We start from the raw sequence: 21,716 nt of genomic DNA, 5'->3' as shown, positions 1-21,716 counted from the left end.
ACTGAGGTCCCATTCTAGAAATTGTCCATTAAGTTAGAGCGCGGAGCCTTCCCGCAGCTTTTTCTGCTCGGTCGGAGTGGGAGTGTGGTTGAACACGAATGCCGTGCGGCAGGCCTCTTCTCCGCCAAGGTCTTCGATCTTCTTGCGTTGGTCGGCAAAGGCGCGGGCGTTGACCTCTTCGGGGTCACAAATTTCGCGAAGCCGCCGTTCCCCTTCGATCAATGCCGCCTGAACCTGAGGGTCATTTACCCGATCCAGCGCACGGTTGATTTGTTCTTGCGGATCGATTGATAGGTCGAACAATTGCGGGGACTGGCCGACATAGTATACATACTTCCACTTGCCCCACCGCACCATGAAACTGCCGGTTTTCGACCCGCCATCATGGTATTCGCTGAACCCGGTCCGATCGGGATCGTCCGGGGCATTGGCCAAACCCACCAAAGAGATACCGGGTTGACCTGCGTTGCCAGCGTCGTCTTCGACCCCGCAAACGTCACGGGCAGTCGCTGCGATGTCCGTCAGATTGGTGCATGTGGTGACACGTCGTCCCGCCGGAATGCCAGGGCCTGCGGCAATCATCGGAATTGCTGCACTGGCCTCATACATCACCTGTTTGGTCCAGAACCCCTGATCCCCCATCATGTCACCGTGGTCCGAAACATAGATCACGACGGTATTCTCTGCCTGACCGCTGTCGGACAAAACCCTCAGGATGCGCCCAACGCAATCGTCCATCATTGAGGTCAGGCCATAGTAGGCCGCCTTGGCTTCGCGCATTTTCTGCTCGTCGAAATAGTCGTCGTAGTTAAAGAACGCGGCGATATTGCGCAGTTCTTCATGGTCCGGCAGGCCTTTGCCATAGCCGACCGGCAGATCCATCTGGGCCGGATCGTAAAGGTCGTACCATTCCTTGGGGCAGGTCAGGGGGTAATGCGGGCTGACCAGCGACATGAATGCCGCCCAGGGTTGGTCTGAACGGGCGGGATCGGCCAACCAAGCCTCGGCTGCCGCGGTAATGTCCAGATCGTAATCGGTATAGGTGCTGGGTCCGACCCCGACATCGTCCGCCAGTTCGGATGTCGAATCGTAGACCGGTGGATTTTCGCGCAAAAGACCAACGGCCCAGCCAACGCCCCCGACCACGTGCATCGGCAAGATTTCCTGCGAGAAGCCATTGTCGTCTTCGTTGGACCTGAAGTGCAGCTTACCAATGGAAACCACCTCGCGCCCCGCGTCGCGCAACTGTCGCATCCAACTGCGCGGATGTCCGTCATAGGGTGTTGCGCTGTCCCAGTTTCCAGTCGTGTGAACCCAGTCTCCGGTCGCAAGCGCCGCCCGTGTGGGTACGCACATGGGTGAGGGTGTGTAGGCGGATTGAAACATCGTGCCGCGCGCGGCCAGTGCGTCCAGATTGGGTGTTTTGACAATCGGATGGCCAGCGCACCCCATCGCATCCTTGCGGTGTTCATCCGAAATGATGACGAGAAAGTTCAGGTGTTGGCGCATGGGGTCCTCCGACTTTTTCAAAGTCTCGCAACTGGTGCGGGCTTTGCCGTTCGATACGCGACATTCGTCGCAGAAATAGGTGCGTCTCCCAGTGAAGCGGGTTGCGGGCGCAGCATTAAAATGTAATAACATAGCAAAACCTTTGAGTGAGCATGACAAAACCCACCAACACCCAACAAACCTGGCTAGCGCGCACTGATGACCGGATCGCGCAATGACTGGTCGTGGAAAAAGCCGAAACCTTCGCAGTCGGATCAAACGCCGCCGGCGGGCAGGATCGCCAATGCAAGCCTATGACGCTTTGCCCGCGGATTTGCGGCGGTGGCTGGCCTCAGCGTGCTTGCCTTGGAGCCCGGCATCGGCGTTACGCATTTGGGATAAAGTGGGAGGTGAGCAGAATCCCGGCCAAGCTTATTCCCGTTTGAATGCGATCGAGCAGTCGATGCTGCAACAAGATGCGACGGTCTGGGACATAGCGCGGCAGTCGTGATGGCGGCCGAGGCCCTGTATTTCAAGGCTTTCCTCTTGCGCCTGTCGGTGATTCCGCATATACGCGCGCTGTCAACACAAGGGCGGTCAACGTCCGGATGACGTTTCTGAGCAGGGCCGGGTTACCTCGGCCCTTTGTGTTTGTTTGCTCAGGGGCGCACCGGGTCACGTCCGATGGCACCATGAATCAAGACCGGCGGAGACAACCGCTCGGCCAGCAAAAACGTTATGTAGAGGAAAACAACGCCACATGGCTGATACATCTATGGAGGAATTCGAAGCCCTCCTGAACGAAAGCTTCGAAATGGACACGCCCGAAGAGGGTTCTGTTGTCAAAGGTAAGGTTCTGGCGATCGAAGCCGGCCAAGCCATCATCGACGTAGGCTACAAAATGGAAGGCCGCGTTGATCTGAAAGAATTCGCAAATCCCGGCGAAGCCCCTGAAATCGCTGTTGGTGACGAGGTAGAAGTTTACCTGCGCGCTGCAGAAAACGCCCGTGGCGAAGCCGTCATCTCACGCGAGATGGCCCGCCGTGAAGAGGCATGGGACCGTCTGGAAAAAGCATACGCCGACGACCAGCGCGTCGAAGGTGCAATCTTTGGCCGCGTCAAAGGTGGTTTCACTGTCGATCTGGGTGGCGCAGTTGCGTTCCTGCCCGGCTCGCAGGTTGATGTTCGCCCAGTGCGCGACGCTGGCCCGCTGATGGGTCTGAAGCAGCCGTTCCAGATTCTGAAAATGGACCGCCGCCGTGGCAACATCGTTGTCTCGCGCCGCGCAATCCTGGAAGAATCGCGTGCCGAACAGCGTGCCGAAGTCATCGGTAACCTGTCCGAAGGTCAGACCGTTGAGGGTGTTGTTAAGAACATCACCGAATACGGCGCATTCGTTGACCTGGGCGGCGTTGACGGCCTGCTGCACGTCACCGACATGGCATGGCGCCGTGTGAACCACCCGTCCGAGATCCTGACGATCGGCGAAACCATCAAGGTTCAGGTCATCAAGATCAACAAAGAGACCCACCGCATCAGCCTGGGCATGAAGCAGCTGCAGGAAGATCCTTGGGACCTGGTTGCTGCCAAGTACCCGCTGGGCTCGGTCCATCAGGGTCGCGTCACCAACATCACCGACTACGGCGCGTTCGTCGAGCTGGAAGCCGGTGTTGAAGGTCTGGTGCACGTGTCCGAGATGTCCTGGACCAAGAAAAACGTCCACCCCGGCAAGATCGTTTCGACCAGCCAGGAAGTCGACGTCATGGTTCTGGAAATCGACGGAGCCAAGCGTCGCGTGTCTCTGGGCCTGAAGCAGACTCAGCGCAACCCATGGGAAGTGTTTGCAGAAACACACCCCGAGGGCACCGAGGTCGAAGGCGAAGTCAAGAACATCACCGAATTCGGTCTGTTCATTGGCCTCGAAGGCGACATCGACGGCATGGTTCACCTGTCGGACCTGTCTTGGGACGAGCGTGGCGAGGATGCGATCCAGAACTACCGCAAAGGCGACATGGTTTCGGCCGTTGTCTCGGAAGTTGACGTGGAAAAAGAGCGTATCTCGCTGTCGATCAAAGCCCTGGGCGGTGACAAGTTCGCCGAAGCCGTGGGCGGTGTGAAGCGTGGCTCGATCATCACCGTCGAAGTCACCGCGATCGAAGATGGCGGCATCGAAGTCGAATACGAAGGCATGAAGTCGTTCATCCGTCGTTCCGACCTGTCGCGTGATCGCGCTGAGCAGCGCCCCGAGCGTTTCTCGGTCAGCGACAAGATCGACGTCCGCGTCACCAACGTCGACAGCAAAACCCGTCGTCTGGGCCTGTCGATCAAGGCGCGCGAAATCGCCGAAGAGAAAGAGGCCGTGGAACAGTACGGTTCTTCCGACTCGGGCGCATCGCTGGGCGATATCCTGGGTGCAGCGTTGAAATCCGGCGACTAAGCCAGGGACGCATCCCAAACAAGAATTTCGGCCTCGCACGCAAGTGCGGGGCCGTTTTTGTTGCGAATCAATATGTTCCGATTTTTGAGTTTAATTTGGCAGTCGCTCATGCATTTGATGCGAATTCTGCATGATCAAGCAAAAAATCGCCTGAGTTCGCGGCAAAATGAAGGCTTTGGACACAGAGTATAAGTTCCCCCGATCACGGTTTTTTCCTATACTGTCCAGAACAATAGACATGGTTAACCGGTCGCCTGGGAGGGTAACACTCATGATCCGTTCAGAACTGATTCAGAAAATCGCCGACGAAAACCCGCATCTCTATCAGCGTGACGTCGAGCGGATTGTGAATACGGTGTTCGAAGAAGTGACAGATGCCATGGCGCGCGGCGACCGTGTTGAACTGCGCGGCTTTGGTGCGTTCTCGGTCAAACAAAGGGACGCGCGCGTTGGCCGTAACCCCCGTACGGGTGAGACTGTGCAGGTCGAAGAAAAATGTGTTCCATTCTTCAAAACTGGCAAGTTGCTAAGGGATCGATTGAACGGTAAAGCCTGACACCATGATGCGTTACCTTCGATATGCTTTTCTGGCGATTCTCGGGATCGTTCTTGTGTCGATCTCGTTGGCAAATCGCGAACTCGTCGAGCTGAAACTGATGCCGGACGCCCTGGCTGAACTACTGGGGACCAATTTCTCGACCTCCCTGCCATTGTTTGTTGTGGTTCTGGGTGGTGTTGTCGCCGGGTTGATCATCGGCTTTTTGTGGGAATGGCTGCGCGAGCATAAACACCGCCGCGATGCCTCAACCAAAACTGGCGAGGTGCGCAAACTTGAGCGCGAGGTCAAAAAGCTCAAGAAAAAGCAGAATGAGGGCAAGGACGACGTTCTGGCTCTGCTGGACGAAGCCAGCTAAGGCACCTTTATATGACCGATGTAGCTGTAAAAATCTGCGGGCTAACCGCACCGGATCACGTGCGCGCTGCGGCTGATGCCGGTGCACGTTATGTCGGCTTTGTATTTTTCTCAAAATCGCCACGGCATCTGGACCTTGGTGCAGCGGCAGGGCTGGCGCAGCTTGTTCCTGCAGGCGTGGCCAAGGTCGCGCTGACCGTGAATGCGACGGACGAAGAACTGGACCATATCGTCGAAAGCGTGCCCTTGGACATGTTGCAATTGCATGGCAAGGAAACACCGCAGCGGGTTTCAGAAGTACGCGACAGATTTGGCCTGCCGGTGATGAAAGCAATCGGCATCGCCGAGGCTGAGGATCTGAGTTCGATTGATTTGTATTCGGAAGTGGCTGATCAATTGCTGATCGACGCGAAGCCGCCGCGCACCTCCGAACTGCCAGGCGGCAACGGGCTTGCCTTTGACTGGAGATTGCTCGCAGGCCGGAAATACTGGCGAAAGCCGTGGATGCTGGCCGGGGGACTTACCCCGGACAACGTCGCCGAAGCGATCCGTATGACCGGCGCGAAACAGGTTGATGTGTCTTCCGGCGTCGAAAGTTCGCCCGGAATTAAAGACTCCATTAAGATTTCCGAATTCGTGTCCGCCGCCCATTGATCTGCTTGCTGACCTTCCCCGTATATAACGTCGGGGAGGAACAATGATGCTTGCAGCGATTGGCGGGGTTACCCTGAACCATTGGTACAACGCGCCAGAGTTCTTTTGGCGCGCAGGACAGGCATTGAATCAGGCGCGCGGTGACCCATTGTGCGTGCATGCGCAGATGTTCCCGCACGGTGGGCTCTACTTTTCGCTCAGCGTTTGGCAGGATGCCGAGGCAATGCTGACATTTGCCCATTCGGGATCTCACAGGCGCGTTCTTGAGGCTTCGGATCGGTTGTCTATCACGCATGAGTTCCACCATTTCTCATGCATTGCAGTTCCAACCGAAGAGCAGGCCCTGCGGATCTGGAAGCATCGATACAGGCCCGCGAAATGATACGTTTTGCCATGGCAAAACCTGTCAGCACCTCCTATGAACAACGGGTACGACGAGGGAGACACCCATGGCCAACGATCTATTCAATTCCTTCATGTCCGGTCCCGACGAACAGGGCCGCTTTGGCATCTTCGGAGGACGGTTTGTCAGCGAAACGCTGATGCCGCTGATCCTGTCGCTGGAAGAGGAATATGAAAAAGCCAAGGATGATCCGACTTTCTGGGCCGAAATGGACGATCTGTGGGCGAACTACGTGGGTCGCCCCTCGCCGTTGTACTACGCAGAACGCCTGACTGAGCACCTGGGCGGGGCGAAGATCTATCTCAAGCGCGATGAGTTGAACCACACCGGGGCACACAAGATTAACAATGTTCTGGGCCAGATCATTCTGGCGCGGCGCATGGGCAAGACCCGAATTATTGCGGAAACCGGGGCAGGGCAACATGGCGTGGCGACCGCCACCGTCTGCGCCAAATTTGGCCTTAAGTGCGTGGTCTACATGGGCGCGCATGACGTACAGCGTCAGGCACCGAACGTATTCCGTATGCGCCTGTTGGGCGCCGAAGTTATTCCGGTCACCTCAGGTCGCGGAACTCTTAAAGACGCCATGAACGACGCGCTGCGCGATTGGGTAACCAACGTCCGTGACACGTTCTATTGCATTGGCACCGTGGCTGGTCCGCACCCATACCCAGCGATGGTGCGCGACTTTCAGTCGATCATCGGCAAGGAAGCTAAGGAGCAGATGCACAAGGCCGAAGGCCGTCTGCCCGACACGATCATCGCTGCCATTGGCGGTGGCTCGAATGCCATGGGCCTGTTCTACCCATTCCTCGACGACAAATCGGTCAACATCATCGGCGTAGAGGCGGGCGGTAAAGGCGTGAACGAAAAGATGGAGCATTGCGCTTCGCTGACCGGCGGTCGCCCGGGTGTGCTGCATGGCAATCGCACGTACCTGCTGCAGGACGATGACGGTCAGATCCTTGAAGGCTATTCGATCTCGGCCGGTCTGGATTACCCCGGCATCGGGCCTGAGCATTCCTGGCTGAATGACATCGGTCGCGCGAACTATGTCTCGATCACAGACAAAGAGGCGCTGGAAGCGTTTCAGCTGTGCTGTGCAACCGAAGGCATTATCCCCGCGTTGGAACCCAGCCACGCCTTGGCACATGTCATGAAGATCGCACCCGAATTGCCAAAGGATCACCTGATCTGCATGAACATGTGCGGACGCGGCGATAAGGACGTTCAGACTGTGGCCAAATACCTGAACTTCGACATGTCCGATACCGAGGGCCGTACGGCTGGCTAACGGCTACCCGGGGCTTTGCGTCCCGGGTGTTTCATGCCACCCTGGGCGGCATGCAGGACGCGTCCAGTTCAGATAGACTCGATCAAAAATACGATGCCGCGGCCCCCGGCTGGGCCGATAAGATGCGTCTGTTGGGTTATTTCGACGCCTATCTGGGGTTTCTGTCGACTGGTTTGGCAGGCGCGCTTGGCCGAAATGCCCTGGATGTGGGGTGCGGGACGGGCGCATTTGCCGAGGCACGCGCAGTCATTCAACCCGAGGGTCGGATCACTCTGCTGGAGCCGTCCGGGAAGATGCTGCAACAGGCCAGGCATGCCTTGGCCAAACGAGGTGTCACTTCACAAACAGTGCAATCTCGGTTGGAGGACTTTCAACCAACGGAGCGGTTTGATTGCATTCTGGCCGCCCATGTCCTTGAGCACTGCAATGATCCCATCGACGCCTTGCGCCAGATGCGCAAGCAGGCCGCGTCGGCGGCAAAGCTGTGGCTCGTCGTCAGCAAACCGCATTGGTGTAATGCAATTATCTGGTTTCAATGGCGCCACCGGTCGTACAGACCGCGGCAGGTGGCCAAGATGTTAACGGAAGCGGGCTGGCAGTTGGAGGCGGAGCACAGTTTCCCAACCGGCCCGCCTTCGCGCACATCGCGCGGCTATTCGGCGCGCGCTGTGTGAAGATCAATCCAGCATTGACGATTTGGCTGGATCAGCTCTGGTGCAGAACGGTTTCGAACCCTTCGAATTTGGGCGGCCCCATCAGTGCCGACTGCGTCTTGCCGTTACCTGCATTCTTGTGCGCATCGCGGAATTGTTCGGACTTGGTCCAAGCCTCGAAATCGCTGCGATTGTCCCAAATCACGTGGCTGGAATACAGCCGATACCCGTCGCCTTCGGGGCCTTTCAAAAGGCGAAACTCCTGAAACCCTTGCAGTTCTTTCAAACGGCTTTCGCGGTCTTTCCAAACGGATTCGAAATCGGCTTCGCTGCCCAGACGGACTTTGAAGCGGTTCATGGCGATAAAGCTCATAGCCTACCTCGTTTTTTGACGGTTGCGCGCTTGCTAAACAAAGTGTTGGCTGGCGGTTTTATTGATGTCTTTTTGTTCCCAAGGTCAATCAGTTTCCTCGGCATTTGCACGCAGGATCCCGATGGGAACGATTTCCAGCGCGCGCTGGTGGGTGGCCTCAAGATCGACCTTGGGCGCGCAGCCTTCGTCATGGGCCTGCAAGAAACGCCCTGCGCACAGGCACCACTTGTCACCGGGTCTAAGGCCGGCGAAATCGAATTCGGGTCGCGGTGTGCTCAGGTCATTGCCAACATATTTGGAATAAGCCAGAAACTCGGCGGTCATAATGGCACAGACCGTGTGGCTGCCCTGATCCTCGGCGCAGGTGTTACAGGCCCCATCCCGAAAGAACCCGGTCATCGGGTCGCGTGAACAGGGGGCAAGGACGCCCCCCAAGACGTTTATGCTGTCCAGTTTTTGCATGAGCCCACCTTACAGGCTTTGAGCGATCGTGCGGAACATTTCTATGTTCGCCTCGTTGACACCATCGTCACGGAAATTGCGATCAGCCCCCGTAGAGACAATCAAAACGCCACGCGGTTGGTCGAAATAGATGTACTGGCCATATACGCCACGGGCCAGAAATTCGCCTTCATGTGCGCCGACAGGTATCCACCACTGATAGCCATAGCCTATTTCTCCGGCTTCGGTCGGGGCGCTGGGAAAGACGGATTCCGCGATCCATTCAGAAGGCACGATTTGCTGGCCATTGTGGACGCCGTTTTGTAGGACCATCTGTCCAAAACGGGCAAAGTCTCGGGTGGTGAAATTCAACCCGCCCAATACGAAAGCTACGCCGGCACCATCGGTGACATAGTAACCGTCGTGTTCAAGCCCCAGTGGTTTAATGATTTTTTCTGTCAGCAAGTCAGCCACGGACCGGTCCGTCGCGCCGCGAATAACCATGCCGATAACGTGTGTATCGATCGAGACATATTGCCATGTCGCGCCGGGCTCGACGAACGTCTCGTTCAGCGAAGCGGCAAAATCATCCAGCTCTCCGCCCAGGGCGACGACGCGGCCCATTCGGTTTATGTCGGAATTGTAATCCAGATAGTCCTCGTCGAAGGTCACACCGCTGGCCATGTTCAGAACATTGCGGATCGTTGCGCCGTCATAGGCGGTGCCCTTCAGTTTTGGGGCATACTTGACGACCGGATCATCCAGCGAGCTGATGGCGCCTTCGGCCATCAGGATGCCGAACAGGGCTGACAGGTAGCTTTTGGCGACAGACCAAGAGATCCGGCGATCCTCGGGGGCGGTCCCCAAATAGTATTCCTCGAACCTGATCTGCCCGTCCTGCATAACCAATAGAGAGGTTACAGCGCGATCTTCGATCCACGTGTCCGTGCCCTCGGGCAGGTCAAAACCGGCGCCGTAGGGCAACTCGAATGTCGCGCCTTCCCCCCTTGGCAGGTCGACGGTCAGAAAAGCGTCATTCATATGAGAGAAGTTGTGAACGATCTTTTCTTCGGAAAACAAGGAGTTCACAGCCATCAGGCGCTTAATTTCTTCGCGCTTCCAAAAGCCAACGACCACCGCTGCCAGCACCAACATCAAAACGATGTGCAGTACCCACTTGATCAGGGTTCGCATATGTCTCCTCCCTCTTTCGTACCGCATTGGAACGCGGACGGGCGCAGTTCGCAATTGGGACGTAGCGGCAACGTCGCTGGTCCTATTTGAACTTATCCATCAGTTTTTGCATGGCTGACCGGTTGTCGGGCTCGGGTTCAGGTGCGGGTTTGGGGGTGGTTTTTACTTCGCTCGCAGTGGTTTTCGATGAACGCGGTGGTGCGGTCCGCAATGCGACCGCGTTCATGAATTTGCCCCCGTCACCATTGGCCAGATGGTCGGCACCGTCCGATACGCCTTGCAGCACGTCTTCCAGCCAATCCGCATCTACTTTGGCAAAGTCGCTCAGGACGTAGGGCGAGACCATTTCCTTGCGTCCTGGGTGTCCGATGCCCAGACGAACCCGATCATAGGCGGGGCTGATATGTTCGTGGATCGACCGCAACCCGTTGTGCCCGGCGTGACCTCCACCCGCTTTGACGCGCACCTTGCCCGGGGCAAGATCCAGCTCATCGTGAAATACGGTTACATCGGTCGAGTCCAGTTTGTAAAACCGCATGGCCTCGCCTACGGATTGTCCGGAACGGTTCATGAAGGTTTGCGGTTTAACCAAGAGCACTTTTTCTGAACCTAGCCGCCCTTCAGCAATTTCCGCCTGAAACTTGGATTTCCACGGACCGAATCCATGATCGTCGGCAATTCTGTCCAGTGCCATGAACCCGATATTGTGCCGGTTCCGGGCGTATTTCTGCCCCGGATTTCCCAGTCCGACAAAAAGTTTCATGACTCTGCTCTGCGCCTCCTAGTAGGACTTGCCCCTCTTGCCTCGAAATGGATCGAAAATCCAGTGATGGCAAGGTGCAAAAGACGAGCTTCAGCCTTTGGGCGTGTACCAGATTGGAGAGGTATAGGCGCGTTCGGTTGTGGTCATCGGCACGTCGGTATCCATCTGGACGTTGAACCGTTTGGCTTCATAGGCTGTCCAGCGCGGCGTCGGGATTTCGATGACGCGGACATAGTAGAAGGCCCGCTGCGACGGGTCGAAATCCGGGTCCTGCCAATAGGTGATCAATTCCGGTGCACCTATTGTGTTGGTCCAAGTCGCGTTTCCCACATCGACTGTGTTCCCGACCAATGGCAGTTTGCCGTCTGCGTCGGGCACACGATCTCCGCCCCATGCCACGTCATAGACCTTTTCTCCGCGCGTCCCGTCTGCGTTCAGCCAACCTTTGATAACCTGCACACGGTCGAGATTGCCGCTATAGGGGTCTTTCAGTGCTGCGATCAGGAAATTCGGTGCACCGTCGCCGGTTCTGGCGGGTAGATCCGAACCCATCGGTACGCCCTTGGCGTAGCCAAGATCGGCAGGCAGGCGAGACAGAGCATCTTCTTCCGCAAAATCCCAGCCGCCGAAGAACCGCACCAGCATACGTGAACCGGTAGTGCCGTAGACTTCGCGCCGCTCGAGCGCGTCAAAGATCGCCTCGCGGGTATTCTCCATGGCCCAAACAGCAGCATATCCTCCCGAGGCCTGTTTCCAGCCATAGATTGAGAACTCTGGGTCGGGGGCTTCGATAACCAAATGTTCCCAACGGTTTGGCTCCGGCTCCACGCCGGAATGCTTGCCAAAGAAATTTTCCTCTTCCACGGCTGCCATGCCAGTATGCGCGTCAGTCGAACCAATCTGACCGACCTTGTAAGGGTTGATGCCCAATTGTTCTTCCAGCATCAGACCGGTTTTGTAAGCCTCGCGGGAATACTCGTATTGCAACATGTCCTGAGTTTTGGCTTCGGTCCCGTTCAGGTTTGACGCGTCCCACGTGTCAAAATCCGCAAATTCGTCATCGGGGCTGAGAAACGGATGCGCTTCACTGTCGCCTTTGATCTGAGTAGTTTCGATGACCGGTTCGAACCGTGCACGCAGGCGCGCGTTTTCTTCCGATAAGGGCGTTCCGTCAAAGTTCGAAACTGAAAACAAGCGGCCATTGGACAGGTTGCCATTATGGGGAATTGCCAGCACGTCACCGCCTGTCCGATCCTCATAGTCGGCCAGGTGCGCCCAAAGGTCTTCAGGGTTCTTACTGTCGAATTGTGAGAACGGAAGTACCTGATTGGCGTTGGCCGCAGCATCCCGGAAGATCACGTTGCGGTGGATGTTGTCTCCGCCCTCAGACGTCCACTCGTAACCGATCAGAGCAGTAAAGACGCCGGGCTCGTTGTACTGATCCGCTAGGGCCGTATAGTTCTGCCAAGCGTCCTTGATGGCTTTGGGATTGTCGATCGGGGGTTCATTCCCGGACAACGACGCCACGATTTCCATAGCGGTGGCAAAGACAACATCGTTGTCGTTGCTGGTAAGCGCGTCGTACCAGGCTTTGCCTTGCGGGGTCGACAGAACATTCTGATCCCCGCCAAGTAACTGGGGCATTAGCCCGTACATTTCGGCATGGTCCGAAATTACAAGCCAATCCAGTGGCCGCGAAAGCTTTGCCTGCAATCCATGCGTCGTAGTGACTTCGTGGCCGCGTGCGAACCGAAACGCGTCCTCTTGACTGAGACGGGTCATGGTTCCGGCATCAACGGACACCTGGGTATGAAGATGTGTGTCACCCCAAAGCGGTCGGGTCGGAAAGTTTCTACCGGCATATGGCGAGAAATGATCTGACGTGAAACGTTCAGCAACGTCATCCTTACTGGGCAGAGTGTCCTGCACTTGCGCAGTGACCGAAGATCCGAAACCGACGCTGACGGCCATTGAAATTAGGGCTGGTAGAAAATTTGATTGGGGTCTCATGATCGCGGGCTCCACTGAACTATTCGATGGGCTTGTGGCATTCCAATTGGGCCACTGGCAGCGAACTTAGCACAGTCTGCGATCAAATGCGAAAATGTGCATTTGAAACAAAAACGGGGCTCCGATGGAACCCCGTTTCAAATTCAGTACAGTTAAGCCTGAACTTATTCTTCAGCTTCCTGGCCGACGACTTCAACTTCGTCTGCGGCCACTTCTGCTTCTTCACCTTCTTCATCGTCGCTGGTCGCCAGACCGGTCGGTGCCGAGACGTTCGCGATCACGAAGTCACGATCGATGGTCGGCTTGGTGCCCGCGGGCAGATCGACCGACGAAATGGTGACAACGTCGTTGATGTTCATTCCGGTCACGTCAACAACGATTTTCTCAGGAATATCACCTGCGGTGCACATCAATTCGACTTCCGGACGGACAACGGTCAGAACGCCGCCCTTCTTGATGCCGGGTGCTTCTTCCTCGTTGATGAACTCAACCGGGATGAACAGCGCGATCTTGGTGGTCCGACGCAGACGCATCAGGTCCAGGTGGGTCGGCAGGTCTTTGACAACGTCACGCTGAACGTCGCGGCAGATGACACGAACGTCTTCGTGGCCGTCAACCTTCAGGTTCCACAGAGTCGACTTGAACCGGCCTGCTTTCAGGCGCTTGAACAGGACGTTGAACGGGATCTGAATCGGCAGCGGCTCTTTATCGCCACCAAAAACAATGCCCGGAACCATGCCGTCGCGGCGTGCTTGACGAGCGGCGCCCTTGCCTGTCCCCGTCCGTTCCAGAGCTACGAGATCAGGAATCTCTCCAGCCATGATAATTCTCCAATGTTAGGGCGGGCATCCTCCAAGGCTGTATGCCCGCGTGAAGCCGCGTCCTTAGCTTGATTCATCAGGTTTGGAAAGGGGTTTTTGGCGGTCTTGATACTTTGCGTGGGTCCGCTTCTCGCTCCGGGATATTTGATGCCAGATGAAGGTTGGATCCCCTGCTTCATTTGGCGCTAAACATCCCGGGGGAAACGCAACTTGCCGCGGCAGTGGGCAGACCCCCTTTCACATGGTCTGCGAATAGGTATTGTGAAATCAGGTTTGCCACCTGCCGCCGAAATCCTCGGGGATTAGCAGGTTGTGGTGACCCAGACTGCCCACATTCCGTTCGCCACACAGAGCCATCGTTGTGTCCAGTTCTTTTTGGATGACATCCAACGCCGTTGTGACGCCTTTCTGGCCCATCGCCCCCAACCCGTAGACGAATGCGCGGCCGATGTACGTGCCCTTGGCCCCCAATGCCAGTGCTTTCAATACGTCCTGCCCGGAACGGATGCCGCTGTCCAAATGGACCTCGACGTCGTCACCAACAGCGTCCATGATTTCGGGCAAAACACGGATCGAACTGAGCGCGCCATCGAGTTGACGTCCGCCGTGGTTTGAAACAACGATGGCATCCGCACCCAGCTTTGCTGCCATCTTGGCGTCCTCGGCATCCAGTATGCCTTTCAGGATCACCTTGCCGCCCCATTGTTCCATGAGCTTTTCGACCTTGTTCCAGTCGAGGCTGGGGTCGAATTGCTCGGCCGTCCATGCACCCAGCGATGAGGCGTCCGAAACACCCTCGGCATGACCAACGATGTTGCCAAATTCACGCCGGTGCGCGCCCAGCATTTCGATCCCCCAGGCCCATTTTGTCATCAGGTTGGCGATCGTCTTGGCGGTTAGTTTCGGCGGCGCGGACAGGCCGTTCTTTAAATCTTTGTGGCGCTGCCCCAGGATTTGCAGGTCAAGAGTGATCACCAACGCCGAACACTTGGCATCCTTGGCGCGCTGGATCAGGCGACCGACATAGTCCTGATCTTTCATGGCATAGAGTTGAAACCAAAAGGGTTTGCTGGTGTGCCCCGCGACATCCTCGATTGAGTTGATCGACATGGTCGACAGGGTGAAGGGGACACCGAATTCTTCGGCTGCTTTGGCGGCCTTCATCTCACCGTCCGCGTGCTGCATACCCGTCAGGCCAACAGGGGCCAGAGCCACCGGCATTACAACATCTTGCCCGATCATCTGCGACGCGGTCGAGCGTCCTTGCATGTCCACGGCAACCCGCTGGCGCAGCCTGATATCTTCGAAATCCGAGCTGTTCTCGCGGAAGGTCTGCTCGGTCCAGCTGCCGCTTTCTGCATAGTCGAAAAACATGCGTGGCACGCGCCGTTCATAGATGCGTTTCAGGTCGTCGATGTTCGTGATCACGGGCATTTGGTTCGGCCTTCGCAGTATTGGTGATATTTGTTACCAACCATTTGGCGCCCTCGCAACGCCGCTAGGTATCGAGACAACGCCGCGTAATATCAGCCAACAAAAAACGCAGCCAGCATGCGCCGACTGCGTCAAAAATTGATCACGTATCAATCAGGCCGAATGCGCGCCGTCAGCCAGAGATTTCACGAAATCCAATACTTCGCCAGTGGGCTTGCCCGCAGCGATCTGGCTGACAATGGCAGAGCCGACAACTGCGCCATCGGCAACAGTTGCGATTGCGTGTGATTTTTCAGGTGTATTGATCCCGAACCCAACGATCACGGGCAAATCGGTCGCGGATTTGATACGGGCGACCTCCGGGCCGACGTTCGTGGCCTGAGCTTCGGCCGCACCCGTAATGCCGGTGATTGACACGTAATACACAAAACCTGACGTGTTCTGCAGAACGCGGGGCAGGCGTTTGTCATCGGTTGTTGGCGTGGCCAGACGAATAAAGTTCAGACCCGCAGCTTGCGCGGGCAGGCACAGCTCGTCGTCTTCCTCTGGCGGCAGGTCGACGACGATCAAACCGTCAATGCCGACCTCTTTAGCATCTGCAAGAAACTTATCGACGCCCCGGCTGTAGATTGGGTTGTAATATCCCATAAGCACGATCGGTGTGGTATCGTCGGTTTCGCGGAACGCGCGGGCCAGATCCAAAGTCCGCTGCAGGGTCATGCCGCTGTCCAGCGCACGTTGACCGGCGGCCTGGATCGTTGGGCCGTCTGCCATTGGATCGGTGAAAGGCAGACCCAGTTCAATGACATCGACACCTGCGCCAGGCAAACCCTTTACGATTTCAAGCGACGTTTCGAAATCCGGGTCTCCGGCCATAATATAAGCAACAAAGGCCTTTTTGCCCTGTTCTTTGAGAGCGGCGAACTTGGCGTCGATACGGGTCATAAGCTGTCCTTGCAATCAGGTTCAGGCCTGATGTGCAGAAACTTTGGCAGGAAATCAATCCCGCCGGGGCAGATTGCTTCAGAACGCGTAATGGTACCGCAGCAAAACGGAGTTGACGCCCGGGTTATCGTCCTGGGTGCTTGCGTTCGATTTGTGAGTAATTGCCAGGGACACGCTGTTGCCGTTGTTCAATGTGTAACCGAGGCCCAGCAAGCTACGAATCTGGAATTCACCACCCAGATCGTTGAGTTCGTCACCTTCTGAAAAATACCCAGGCATAACGCTTCCTTCGACGAACCAGCGGTCGGCAAAGGTGTAGGTCCCGATCAGGCCAATCCCGATATGAACGTCGGCGGCGGCATCTATGGTCAGGGCACCACCCCATGTGGCGGAAAAGCGCGCGGCCTCGTGAAAGGGACGGTGATGGTATTCGAGAGAGATTACGGCTTGATCGTCAGAAAGGCTGTCAGAAAAATCCGAGAACCCGGCGCCAAAGACAATGGATTGGGCTTGCGCCGCTTGGGCAGCTAAAAATAGCGCAACTGTAGCAGTTAAATACTTCATATCTCATATTCACTATTTGTTTGTTCACAAAGTCTTACATGGTGAGCTTAGTGTGTTGGTTTCAATCCGGGCAAGATCACGAATGCGCAACTGGTTTGTGATGTTGTAATTCGGATCAGCGACGCCTTTTGCAGTCCGGCTTGCGCATTGCCTCGGACCTGCATAGAAGCAGCGCTCGAATGGTATGCAGGAGGCCGTCATGGGCTTTAAAATGGGAATCGTGGGTCTGCCGAATGTGGGTAAGTCGACCCTCTTCAACGCGCTGACCAAGACCGCAGCTGCTCAGGCGGCGAATTTCCCGTTCTGCACGATCGAACCCAATGTGGGTGATGTTGCCGTGCCCGATGATCGGCTCGACAAGTTGGCGGCGATCGCAAGTTCGAAACAGATCATTCCCACGCGGATGACTTTTGTGGATATCGCTGGTCTGGTGAAGGGGGCCTCGAAGGGCGAGGGGCTGGGCAACCAGTTTCTGGCTAACATCCGCGAGACTGATGCGATTGCCCATGTGCTGCGCTGTTTCGAAGATGGCGACGTGACCCACGTGGATGGCCGGGTCGATCCGGTGGCTGATGCCGACACCATCGAGACCGAGCTGATGCTGGCCGATCTGGAGAGCATCGAAAAGCGCCGCGCCAATCTGGTGCGCAAGCTCAAAGGTAATGACAAAGAGGCACAACAGCAGGAACGCTTGCTGGCCGAAGCGCAAGCGATGCTGGAAAACGGCAAACCCGCGCGCTTGGTCGAAGTGTCTGACGAGGACGCCAAGGCGTGGAAGATGCTGCAATTGCTGACCACCAAACCGGTGCTTTATGTTTGCAACGTGTCCGAGGAAGAAGCGGCCGACGGCAATGAATACTCCGCCAAAGTGGCCGAAATGGCCGCAGCGCAGGGCAATTCCCACGTCATCATCAGCGCCAAGATCGAAGAAGAGATCAGCTTGCTGGAAGAGGACGAAGCGCAGATGTTCCTTGAGGAAATGGGTTTGGAAGAACCTGGCCTCGACCGTCTGATCCGCGCCGGTTACGACCTGCTGAAGCTGGAGACTTATTTCACTGTCGGCCCGAAAGAGGCCCGGGCCTGGACCATCCGCACAGGCACTGCAGCACCGCAGGCCGCAGGTGTGATCCACGGTGATTTCGAAAAAGGTTTCATCCGCGCCGAGACCATCGCCTATGACGACTACATCGCCGCCAATGGCGAGCAGGGTGCGAAAGAGGCGGGAAAGATGCGCGCCGAGGGTAAGGGTTATGTCGTCAAGGACGGCGATGTGATGCACTTCTTGTTCAATACCTGAGGCGGCATCGATCGGACAGTGAAGCTGGTGTGAGTCTCTTTGATTCCATTACTAGGTTTAGGTCTACTTCGAGCCCTGAGTGGAACTCCCCTGGTCTAAGGCGAAACAAACGGTTTTGGCCAAAAATCGTGTCGCGATGCGCAGAACCGGGGGCAGATTCTTGAAACCGCGACATCCGCAAACGCGTTGCCTTTGAGTGCCCAAAACAAAGTTGCCACCCGGCTCGTTTGTGAGCTGGATGGCAACCTATCAGAAACTGTGCGAGTTCTGTGTGGGGGTGGTCAGTCAAGCGGCGTCTAGATGCTAACTGCGCATGCCCAATGGCTCTTTTGCTGACCGGTGAAGTTTGTTCGGCTGTGTTTGTTCCTTCTTCTGTTTTGCTTGCGGTCGAGTTTTAGTCGTTCCAGTCTTTGTGTTCTTCTTTGAAATCATCGCGACGCTCTTGTGCGTCGTCCTGCGCATCTTCGAAGTTGTCCTTCTGGATTGCGCCGCCCACGGCGCCAACTGCGGCACCCGCAGCAGCGCCACCGACGATGCTTTCGCCAGCAATACCAGCGACAGTGGCACCAACAACTGCGCCTTTGATCGCTTTGTCAGTGACGTAGTCGGCATGAGCCGTAGCTGCCATGGTGATCAGAAGGGCGCCGGAGATAGGAGCGATAAAGAGTTTCTTCGAGGTCTTCATAGGGTTCATCCTTGTTCTGGGTCAGCAACCACCGCGGCTGCTGCGTGCCATTGAACTAGGTGATCCGATGGCCTGCTTTCTTTTGGAGACGGGACAAGGTTTTGTGGATCTTGGACATCTTCCGGCCCTGTTCGCCGCGGGAGGAAGAACTCTTAGCGACCAGCTTTACGGAACCTGGCGGGTGTTTCACCTGTCCAACGCTTGAACGCCACTGAAAAGGCGGCCTGGTCTGCAAATCCAAGCATGAAGGCGACGCGGGCAACACCCTCACCACTACGAAGCATGCGCTTGGACAGCTCGCACAACACCCCTTCCAAAAGAACTTTAAAGCTTGTTCCTTCAGCCGATAGGTGCCGTGTCATTGTGCGCCGCGTCAGTCCAAGTTCTCCAGCAATATCGTCGCCGTTTGGTATTGGTCCGGGAAGGCGATCCCCAAGCATGTCCACGATGCGGTCGGACAGGCTTCGAACCGCGTCAGGCTGTGCCTTCAATTGCTCTTCGCCGTGCCTACGTAAGTGTCCCAATAAAGTGGGGTCTGCCGTTGGTATCCGAAAATTCATCCCCTTTGGGGGTAGTTTCAAGGCATAACCGGATTTGAAACCTTCGACTTCACATCCCGCCAATTCGGCCAGCAACTGGCAGTGATCGGCGTCGTCCGTTTCCAACTCAATTGAGATCGGGGCAAGCCCGCCCGAAGTGATTTGTTGAACGCGCTTATAAAGCCCAAATATTAGCATTTCACGGTGACGAGGGTATTGATGCGCGGGGATCACACTGCTTTCCAGCGTGATTTTTGGCTCATCGGGCCCACCGACGACATCCAGACGCAGGTCAGGGTCTTGCATTGCATAAAAGCGCTGCGTCAATGCCAGCGCGTCTTCGACCGTTTCAGCCGCCCGCACGATGTAAGCCAAGAGCGTTCCCGGACCTTGCGCTGAGAGCCCGACTCGCGCGGCAAAGGTTTTGTCTTCCAGAACGCGGCACGCCGTTTCAACTACACCCGCTTCATGTAGCAGCTCTACTGAGGCGTCCGGGCCCTCGACGACATCCGAAGGTGCACCTGCCATTTCCAGAACTTCAGAAAAGGGGATGCTAACGTTGGGATGTTGCGAATAGCGCAGCCCGACGTTTTGCAATCTGTACGCGCTGATGCGTGGCACTTTTACGTCCTCCCCTGACTGACACACCCCCCTGCCGTTCCTGCGATTGTCCAGAAGACAATAACAAATGTCCAGAACCCTCAGGATCGCAGGCGCCATGACGGTTAGGTCCGGGTCATCAGAAAGGAAACGACGATGATCTACTTCGCAAGGTACTACCGCGTACTGAAGGCAATCCAAAACTCCGCCAAACAAGAGTGGTCCGGGGGGAACATCCACGGTCTGCAAACTTCGGCGCTTGGCGAAAAAACAGCAAACGGACGTCGCTGGGATCCCCCCTATGTCCCGCAGGAACAGCCCTCGGAACCAGCCCAAAATCCGACCGAGAACTGAATTTCCACAGACACTTAAAATCTTCACACGCAGCACGGCTGCGAAACAAAAGGACCTGAAACATGAAACCACCCGCGTTCCTGATGGTGCCTATACTTGGCGTCATCTCAACTCCTGCCTTCGCCGCTGGCGGCGATCCGAGATGGTGGGTCGCGCCCAATCAGACCGACACCTATGCCTGGGTTGGTCTGGTTGTTCTCTTCCTGGCGATCCTACTTGTCGTGCACCTCTATGCGCGCTTTGAACGCTATACCGAGCGCAAATCAGTCGGCACTCCGCTGCGCACAACTATTCCGGTGATGCTTACCATAGCCTTGGCGTACGAATTGATGCCCGCGCTCAGCCACTTCAGCATTCTGCTGCCAGGCGCGTTGATCCTGACTGCAATCGCCCGCGACTTCATGTTGTGGTGGCGGCCTTCGAAAGAGGAGTTGGTATAATGATTGAACTTCTCGTCACTTCTTTTCCGTTTGTCTTGCGGGTGATCTACCTAAAATGGCGCGGGATTCCAGTCACCCTCTACAACGTTCACCGGGCGCTGTTCATGTGGTTCATCCTGGCCCTGATCGTGTTCTTCGCTGTATTCTACTATTATCCCAAGTCCTACACAGGCCTTGTGCCCTTCAGAACCGTTCCTGTCGTCGCCGAGAACGGCGGAACAGTGACCGATATCTATGTAAAAGGTGGAGATCGTGTCGAACCCGGCGACCCGCTTTTTGCGGTAGAGAACTCTTCTGAAGAGGCTGCCGTAAAATTCGCGATGCGAAAAGTTGAGGAAATTGAAAGCGCGAAACTGGCAGCTGAACTGCAAGTCGAAACCGCCCAGGCCGTTCTTGACGCTGCGATTACTTCAAGGGAGCAAGCTGAACTGTCCCTGATGGATCATCGCGCACTTCAAGCCAAAAACTCTGCTGCTTTCCAAGTGAGCCAACTGGAACGCGCACAAGCCACCCTGGATACCCGATCAGCAGAAGTTGAAGCCGCGGAAACTCAATTGGGTGTGGCCCAAGTTCAAGCGACTGCCGTATTGCCCGCGCAGCTTGCATCGGCGCGAGCGTCGCTGGAACAAGCCCAGGTGGAGTTGTCCAAGACTCTGACGCTCAGCTCCGTGGACGGTGTAGTTGAACAAGTCACTTTGAATGTCGGATCGCGTGCCGCACAAGCTGCAATGAGCCCGGCAATGCTGATCGTTCCTGACCGCAAAGATGTTGAACGCGGACGTATCGTGGCCGGGTTCTCGCAAGTCTCACGCACGGAACTGTATGAAGGTATGGCGGCAGAAGTAGCATGCGAAAGCAACTTCAACATCTCGATGCGCAATACCGTTCTTCCGGCAAGGATCGTACGTATTCAAGAGTCGATTTCCTCTGGTCAGCTTGCCCCCAGCGGTCGCCTGATCGAACCCAGTGAAAAGGCGAAACGGGGTCAGATCGTAGTTCATCTTGACCTCGTACACCCAGAGCATCGCGATCTTCTGGTACCGGGTAGTGGTTGCATCGTCCAATCCTACACCACCAGTTTTGAAGGTGAGATGGAAGGAACAATTGTCGCCCACGGGATACAGGCAATGGGTATCATCAAGGCGGTCGGTCTGCGGGTCAAAGCCTGGTTCGGTCTGACTTCGGGTATCGGCTTGATCGGCGGAGGACACGCCTGATTTCCCAAAGACTCTCCTATTCAAAAAACACGGCCCCTGACAAACGTTGGGGGCCGTTTTGAAATTTGCGGACAGATCTCATTTCAATAAAACTGCCGACTCTGTCACGGCTGTCTGCTACACGACGAACGGTTGATAGGCCCTTTTCAGGCAACCTTTTGCCGGATTTTGGCGATCGCATTCATTAACACGAGATG

24 protein-coding genes are annotated in these 21,716 nt (G+C 56.2%); 12 read left to right on the top strand and 12 right to left on the bottom strand.

All coding sequences use genetic code 11. The annotated features are described in order from the left end of the window. Nucleotides 1–33 precede the first annotated feature (33 nt). Nucleotides 34–1,509, bottom strand: coding sequence for a sulfatase-like hydrolase/transferase (locus tag GOW92_RS13445; RefSeq protein ID WP_170561105.1), 1,476 nt, complete (start codon nt 1,507–1,509; stop codon nt 34–36). Nucleotides 1,510–1,723: 214 nt separating this feature from the next. On the opposite strand from GOW92_RS13445, the gene GOW92_RS13440 reads away from it, so the two are divergent. From GOW92_RS13440 to GOW92_RS13405, 8 genes are all read left to right on the top strand, one after another. Further along, complete coding sequence (locus GOW92_RS13440; RefSeq protein WP_302477298.1) at nt 1,724–1,999, top strand: DUF6525 family protein; 276 nt, start codon at nt 1,724–1,726, stop codon at nt 1,997–1,999. Nucleotides 2,000–2,248: 249 nt separating this feature from the next. Next, nucleotides 2,249–3,925: a 30S ribosomal protein S1 gene (gene rpsA, locus GOW92_RS13435; RefSeq protein ID WP_170561103.1), complete on the top strand. Its 1,677-nt coding sequence runs from the start codon at nt 2,249–2,251 to the stop codon at nt 3,923–3,925. Between the two features lie 271 nt (nt 3,926–4,196). After that, a complete protein-coding gene (ihfB, locus tag GOW92_RS13430) occupies nt 4,197–4,481 on the top strand; it encodes an integration host factor subunit beta (RefSeq protein WP_037310872.1) in 285 nt (94 codons plus the stop codon). Between the two features lie 7 nt (nt 4,482–4,488). Continuing rightward, nucleotides 4,489–4,839 (top strand): lipopolysaccharide assembly protein LapA domain-containing protein, encoded by a 351-nt coding sequence (locus GOW92_RS13425; protein WP_170561539.1) that lies wholly within the window; start codon nt 4,489–4,491, stop codon nt 4,837–4,839. Between the two features lie 11 nt (nt 4,840–4,850). Then, nucleotides 4,851–5,492, top strand: coding sequence for a phosphoribosylanthranilate isomerase (locus GOW92_RS13420; RefSeq protein WP_170561102.1), 642 nt, complete (start codon nt 4,851–4,853; stop codon nt 5,490–5,492). A gap of 43 nt (nt 5,493–5,535) precedes the next feature. Next, on the top strand, nt 5,536–5,874 hold the full coding sequence (locus GOW92_RS13415) for a DUF3291 domain-containing protein (protein ID WP_170561101.1): 339 nt from the start codon (nt 5,536–5,538) through the stop codon (nt 5,872–5,874). 67 nt (nt 5,875–5,941) lie between these two features. Further along, nucleotides 5,942–7,189: a tryptophan synthase subunit beta gene (gene trpB, locus GOW92_RS13410; protein ID WP_170561100.1), complete on the top strand. Its 1,248-nt coding sequence runs from the start codon at nt 5,942–5,944 to the stop codon at nt 7,187–7,189. 26 nt (nt 7,190–7,215) lie between these two features. After that, entirely contained in the window at nt 7,216–7,863 is a 648-nt protein-coding gene (locus GOW92_RS13405; protein WP_368040283.1) for a class I SAM-dependent methyltransferase, read from the top strand. A 31-nt stretch (nt 7,864–7,894) separates the two neighbouring features. On the opposite strand, the gene GOW92_RS13400 is transcribed toward GOW92_RS13405, so the two are convergent. The 9 genes from GOW92_RS13400 to GOW92_RS13360 form a co-directional block, all read right to left on the bottom strand. Then, on the bottom strand, nt 7,895–8,215 hold the full coding sequence (locus GOW92_RS13400; protein ID WP_170561099.1) for an antibiotic biosynthesis monooxygenase family protein: 321 nt from the start codon (nt 8,213–8,215) through the stop codon (nt 7,895–7,897). An 84-nt stretch (nt 8,216–8,299) separates the two neighbouring features. After that, nucleotides 8,300–8,677, bottom strand: a complete 378-nt coding sequence (locus tag GOW92_RS13395) for a DUF2237 family protein (RefSeq protein ID WP_170561098.1) — start codon at nt 8,675–8,677, stop codon at nt 8,300–8,302. Between the two features lie 9 nt (nt 8,678–8,686). Then, nucleotides 8,687–9,850 (bottom strand): serine hydrolase domain-containing protein, encoded by a 1,164-nt coding sequence (locus tag GOW92_RS13390; RefSeq protein WP_170561097.1) that lies wholly within the window; start codon nt 9,848–9,850, stop codon nt 8,687–8,689. A gap of 82 nt (nt 9,851–9,932) precedes the next feature. Then, a complete protein-coding gene (gene pth / locus GOW92_RS13385; protein WP_170561096.1) occupies nt 9,933–10,613 on the bottom strand; it encodes an aminoacyl-tRNA hydrolase in 681 nt (226 codons plus the stop codon). A gap of 90 nt (nt 10,614–10,703) precedes the next feature. Then, a complete protein-coding gene (locus tag GOW92_RS13380; RefSeq protein ID WP_254453026.1) occupies nt 10,704–12,623 on the bottom strand; it encodes a DUF3604 domain-containing protein in 1,920 nt (639 codons plus the stop codon). 164 nt (nt 12,624–12,787) lie between these two features. Further along, nucleotides 12,788–13,444: a 50S ribosomal protein L25/general stress protein Ctc gene (locus GOW92_RS13375; RefSeq protein WP_170561095.1), complete on the bottom strand. Its 657-nt coding sequence runs from the start codon at nt 13,442–13,444 to the stop codon at nt 12,788–12,790. A gap of 267 nt (nt 13,445–13,711) precedes the next feature. Beyond that, entirely contained in the window at nt 13,712–14,878 is a 1,167-nt protein-coding gene (locus GOW92_RS13370) for an alpha-hydroxy acid oxidase (protein ID WP_170561094.1), read from the bottom strand. 153 nt (nt 14,879–15,031) lie between these two features. Beyond that, complete coding sequence (gene trpA, locus GOW92_RS13365) at nt 15,032–15,823, bottom strand: tryptophan synthase subunit alpha (RefSeq protein WP_170561093.1); 792 nt, start codon at nt 15,821–15,823, stop codon at nt 15,032–15,034. Nucleotides 15,824–15,901: 78 nt separating this feature from the next. After that, nucleotides 15,902–16,387 carry an acyloxyacyl hydrolase gene (locus GOW92_RS13360; RefSeq protein WP_170561092.1) on the bottom strand — a complete coding sequence of 162 codons (486 nt, stop codon included), beginning with the start codon at nt 16,385–16,387 and terminating at the stop codon, nt 15,902–15,904. Between the two features lie 199 nt (nt 16,388–16,586). On the opposite strand from GOW92_RS13360, the gene ychF reads away from it, so the two are divergent. Further along, entirely contained in the window at nt 16,587–17,684 is a 1,098-nt protein-coding gene (gene ychF, locus GOW92_RS13355; RefSeq protein ID WP_170561091.1) for a redox-regulated ATPase YchF, read from the top strand. A 394-nt stretch (nt 17,685–18,078) separates the two neighbouring features. Here ychF and GOW92_RS13350 read toward each other — a convergent pair whose 3' ends face one another. Both GOW92_RS13350 and GOW92_RS13345 read right to left on the bottom strand, forming a co-directional pair. Next, nucleotides 18,079–18,369 carry a glycine zipper domain-containing protein gene (locus GOW92_RS13350; protein WP_170561090.1) on the bottom strand — a complete coding sequence of 97 codons (291 nt, stop codon included), beginning with the start codon at nt 18,367–18,369 and terminating at the stop codon, nt 18,079–18,081. 152 nt (nt 18,370–18,521) lie between these two features. Then, nucleotides 18,522–19,529 (bottom strand): helix-turn-helix domain-containing protein, encoded by a 1,008-nt coding sequence (locus GOW92_RS13345; RefSeq protein ID WP_170561089.1) that lies wholly within the window; start codon nt 19,527–19,529, stop codon nt 18,522–18,524. 135 nt (nt 19,530–19,664) lie between these two features. Here GOW92_RS13345 and GOW92_RS13340 point away from each other — a divergent pair, with 135 nt between their 5' ends. The 3 genes from GOW92_RS13340 (at nt 19,665) to GOW92_RS13330 (ending at nt 21,519) form a co-directional block, all read left to right on the top strand. Then, on the top strand, nt 19,665–19,862 hold the full coding sequence (locus GOW92_RS13340) for a hypothetical protein (RefSeq protein WP_170561088.1): 198 nt from the start codon (nt 19,665–19,667) through the stop codon (nt 19,860–19,862). Between the two features lie 62 nt (nt 19,863–19,924). Continuing rightward, on the top strand, nt 19,925–20,302 hold the full coding sequence (locus tag GOW92_RS13335) for a hypothetical protein (protein WP_170560790.1): 378 nt from the start codon (nt 19,925–19,927) through the stop codon (nt 20,300–20,302). Continuing rightward, nucleotides 20,302–21,519, top strand: coding sequence for an HlyD family secretion protein (locus GOW92_RS13330; RefSeq protein WP_170561087.1), 1,218 nt, complete (start codon nt 20,302–20,304; stop codon nt 21,517–21,519). Before GOW92_RS13335 ends, GOW92_RS13330 begins: the two co-directional genes overlap by 1 nt. The last annotated feature ends 197 nt before the right edge of the window (nt 21,520–21,716 follow it).

This window comes from Ruegeria atlantica (assembly GCF_013032505.1).
GTDB classification, from domain to species: domain Bacteria; phylum Pseudomonadota; class Alphaproteobacteria; order Rhodobacterales; family Rhodobacteraceae; genus Ruegeria; species Ruegeria atlantica_F.
The sequence above is the reverse complement of the archived record's forward strand: the minus strand, read 5'-3'. Positions and strand labels throughout refer to the sequence as shown.

Excerpts from the sequence above, each read along its gene's own strand:
- GOW92_RS13375 (WP_170561095.1), bottom strand. The coding sequence starts at position 13,444 with ATGGCTGGAGAGATTCCTGATCTCGTAGCTCTGGAACGGACGGGGACA.
- GOW92_RS13350 (WP_170561090.1), bottom strand. The coding sequence starts at position 18,369 with ATGAAGACCTCGAAGAAACTCTTTATCGCTCCTATCTCCGGCGCCCTT.
- GOW92_RS13425 (WP_170561539.1), top strand. The coding sequence starts at position 4,489 with ATGCGTTACCTTCGATATGCTTTTCTGGCGATTCTCGGGATCGTTCTT.
- GOW92_RS13415 (WP_170561101.1), top strand. The coding sequence starts at position 5,536 with ATGATGCTTGCAGCGATTGGCGGGGTTACCCTGAACCATTGGTACAAC.
- GOW92_RS13380 (WP_254453026.1), bottom strand. The coding sequence starts at position 12,623 with ATGAGACCCCAATCAAATTTTCTACCAGCCCTAATTTCAATGGCCGTC.
- GOW92_RS13360 (WP_170561092.1), bottom strand. The coding sequence starts at position 16,387 with ATGAAGTATTTAACTGCTACAGTTGCGCTATTTTTAGCTGCCCAAGCG.
- GOW92_RS13395 (WP_170561098.1), bottom strand. The coding sequence starts at position 8,677 with ATGCAAAAACTGGACAGCATAAACGTCTTGGGGGGCGTCCTTGCCCCC.
- GOW92_RS13445 (WP_170561105.1), bottom strand. The coding sequence starts at position 1,509 with ATGCGCCAACACCTGAACTTTCTCGTCATCATTTCGGATGAACACCGC.
- GOW92_RS13330 (WP_170561087.1), top strand. The coding sequence starts at position 20,302 with ATGATTGAACTTCTCGTCACTTCTTTTCCGTTTGTCTTGCGGGTGATC.
- GOW92_RS13440 (WP_302477298.1), top strand. The coding sequence starts at position 1,724 with ATGACTGGTCGTGGAAAAAGCCGAAACCTTCGCAGTCGGATCAAACGC.
- ychF (WP_170561091.1), top strand. The coding sequence starts at position 16,587 with ATGGGCTTTAAAATGGGAATCGTGGGTCTGCCGAATGTGGGTAAGTCG.
- trpB (WP_170561100.1), top strand. The coding sequence starts at position 5,942 with ATGGCCAACGATCTATTCAATTCCTTCATGTCCGGTCCCGACGAACAG.
- rpsA (WP_170561103.1), top strand. The coding sequence starts at position 2,249 with ATGGCTGATACATCTATGGAGGAATTCGAAGCCCTCCTGAACGAAAGC.
- GOW92_RS13370 (WP_170561094.1), bottom strand. The coding sequence starts at position 14,878 with ATGCCCGTGATCACGAACATCGACGACCTGAAACGCATCTATGAACGG.
- GOW92_RS13335 (WP_170560790.1), top strand. The coding sequence starts at position 19,925 with ATGAAACCACCCGCGTTCCTGATGGTGCCTATACTTGGCGTCATCTCA.
- GOW92_RS13340 (WP_170561088.1), top strand. The coding sequence starts at position 19,665 with ATGATCTACTTCGCAAGGTACTACCGCGTACTGAAGGCAATCCAAAAC.
- pth (WP_170561096.1), bottom strand. The coding sequence starts at position 10,613 with ATGAAACTTTTTGTCGGACTGGGAAATCCGGGGCAGAAATACGCCCGG.
- GOW92_RS13400 (WP_170561099.1), bottom strand. The coding sequence starts at position 8,215 with ATGAGCTTTATCGCCATGAACCGCTTCAAAGTCCGTCTGGGCAGCGAA.
- ihfB (WP_037310872.1), top strand. The coding sequence starts at position 4,197 with ATGATCCGTTCAGAACTGATTCAGAAAATCGCCGACGAAAACCCGCAT.
- trpA (WP_170561093.1), bottom strand. The coding sequence starts at position 15,823 with ATGACCCGTATCGACGCCAAGTTCGCCGCTCTCAAAGAACAGGGCAAA.
- GOW92_RS13390 (WP_170561097.1), bottom strand. The coding sequence starts at position 9,850 with ATGCGAACCCTGATCAAGTGGGTACTGCACATCGTTTTGATGTTGGTG.
- GOW92_RS13420 (WP_170561102.1), top strand. The coding sequence starts at position 4,851 with ATGACCGATGTAGCTGTAAAAATCTGCGGGCTAACCGCACCGGATCAC.